The organism is Streptomyces sp. MS06 (genome assembly GCF_047200655.1).
Classification (GTDB): Bacteria; Actinomycetota; Actinomycetes; order Streptomycetales; family Streptomycetaceae; genus Streptomyces.
In genome coordinates this window covers 1-1,719 of the sequence record NZ_JBJZOJ010000136.1, presented here as the reverse complement: position 1 = coordinate 1,719, position 1,719 = coordinate 1, and the positions used below count along the sequence as shown (strand labels likewise).

At 68.9% G+C, this 1,719-nt stretch carries 1 protein-coding gene; it reads left to right on the top strand.

The window, feature by feature from the left end:
* Window positions 1-69 precede the first annotated feature (69 nt).
* Window positions 70-1,656, top strand: coding sequence for an IS1182 family transposase (locus ACL02U_RS32790; protein WP_412794660.1), 1,587 nt, complete (start codon window positions 70-72; stop codon window positions 1,654-1,656).
* Window positions 1,657-1,719 lie beyond the last annotated feature (63 nt).

Sequence of the window (1,719 nt, the reverse complement as noted above, 5' to 3'; positions counted from 1 at the left end):
CTAGAAGACTGCTGAAAATCTTTTGCGTTCTGGCCCCGGCTTGGTGGAGTCGGGGCCAGTCTTGTAGGCATGCAGGGGGAGTGGGCCGGGGAGATGGTCGGGCCGGATGTGTGGGAGACCTGCCGGGAGTTGATCCCGGCAGGCAGTGTGTTCGCGTTCCTGGCCGAGCACCGGGAGGTGCTGTTCCCGCCGGGGATGTTCGCGGATATGTACCCCTCGTCCAACGGCCGTCCGAGTCTGCCGCCGCAGGTGCTGGCCGCCACGGTGGTGCTGCAGAGCCTGCACGGGCTGTCGGACTTCGAGACGGTCCAGGAACTGCGGTGTGACCTGCGCTGGAAGGCCGCCTGCGGGCTCGGCCTGTACGACACCGCGTTCGATCCGTCGCTGCTGACGTACTTCCGGCGCCGGCTGCGTCACTCGGCCGATCCGACGCGGATCTTCACCAAGGTCAAAGAGGTCGTGGCCGCGACCGGCGTGCTCAAGGGCAAGCAGCGGCGGGCGCTGGACTCCACCGTCCTTGATGACGCGGTGGCCACCCAGGACACCGTCACCCAGATCATCTCCGCCGTCCGCCGGGTGATCCGCGAGGTCCCCGGGGGCGAGGAGACCGCGGCGCAGTGGTGCTGCGCGCACGACTACACCGACCCGGGCAAGCCGAGGATCGCCTGGGACGACGAGGCCGCCCGTGCCACGCTGGTCGACGCGCTGGTCACCGACGCGATCAACCTGCTCGGGCACCTGCCCGAGCAGGAACTGGGCGAGAAGGCGGCGAACGCGGTGGGCCTGCTGACCCTGGTCGCGGGCCAGGACGTGGAGCCGGCCGAGGACTCCGACGGACGCGACGGACGCTGGCGCATCGCCCAGCGCACCGTCGCGGACCGGACCGTGTCCACCGTCGATGCTGACGCACGCCACATCCACAAGAACCGCACCCGCCATCAGGATGGCTTCAAAGGGCATGCGTCCTTCGAGCCGGAGACCGGGCTGTTCACCGCGGTTGCCCTCACCAGCGGCTACGGCCCTGACAACCACGAGGCCGCTGTCGCCTGCGATCTGCTGGCCGACGAGGACGAGGGCCAGGAGTTAACCGTGCTCGGCGATTCCGCCTACGGAACCGGCGACCTGCGCGCCCGGTTGCAGGCCGACGGCCACACCCTGGTGATCAAGCCGCCACCGCTGCGGCAGGCCATCCCCGGCGGCTTCACCATCGATGACTTCCTCATCGATGCGGTGTCCGGCACCGCCACCTGCCCGGCCGGACACACCGCCAACCTCGGACAGGTCAAAGCGGACGGCGCCCGCACCGCCCAGTTCAAGCGCGTGTGCAGCGACTGCCCCCTGCGCGGACGCTGCACCACCTCCAAGACCGGACGCAACATCAACGTCCACCCCCAGCACGAACTGCTCACCGCAGCCCGCCACCAGGCTGCCACCGACCCCGCCTGGCAGGACGAATACCGCAGATGGCGGCCTCCAGTCGAACGCGCCATCGCCTGGCTGGTCGCCAAGGGAAACCGACGAGTCCCCTACCGCGGCGTCATCGCCAACAGCCTCTGGCTCCACCACCGCGCCGCCGCCCTCAACCTTCGCCGACTGATCAACCTCGGACTCACCAGGGGCAACGGCAACTGGCACCTCATCCCAGCCACCACATAGCGAAAGGGCCGCCAGGCCCACGGCCGGACAGCCCCTCAACCAAGATTTTCAGCAGTCTTCTAG